Source organism: Petrotoga sp. DB-2 (assembly GCF_054051725.1).
The window spans coordinates 1-636 of sequence record NZ_JBSVZD010000069.1 but is presented as its reverse complement, the minus strand read 5'-3'; the positions used below and the strand labels follow the sequence as shown (position 1 = coordinate 636).

Here is a 636-nt window from a genome sequence, read left to right as displayed (position 1 = left end):
GCTTCTTCGGCATCGTCGCTTGGAAGATTCGCAACCCTATCTCGGTAGCTTTACCTCCTGTGTCCCCCCTTGTAGCTCCCCTTTTACCGGTACGGGATTCTTTACCCGTTTTCCATCGGCTACCCCTTTCGGGTTCACCTTAGGTCCCGACTTACCCTGGGCGGACGACCCTTCCCCAGGTAACCTTAGACTTTAGGGGTGGGAGATTCTCACTCCCATTTCGTTACTCATGCCTGCATTCTCTCTTGTGCTTCGTCCACATATCCTTCCAGATATGCTTCTCCCTCGCACATCGCTCCCCTACCTATAGCCTTTCGGCTATACCGTAGCTTCGGTGCGCGGCTTTAGCTCCGTTACATTTTCGGCGCAGTCCTCTTCTACCGGTGAGCTGTTACGCACTCTTTCAAGGATGGCTGCTTCTAAGCCAACCTCCCGGCTGTCTCAAGAGGTCCACTTCCTTTCACACTTAGCCGCTTCTTCGGAACCTTAGCTGTCGGTCTGGGCTCTTTCCCTCTCGACTATGAAGCTTATTCCCCATAGTCTTTCTCCCTGGTATCCAGTTATGGCATTCGGAGTTTGATTGGTTTCAGAGGTCTACCCCCCTACGCCATTCAGTGCTCTACCTCCATAACTCTT

At 52.7% G+C, this 636-nt stretch carries 1 rRNA gene; it reads right to left on the bottom strand.

From position 1 onward, the window contains the following. A 23S ribosomal RNA gene (locus tag ACW9JY_RS10460) occupies positions 1-636 on the bottom strand; the annotation flags it as partial.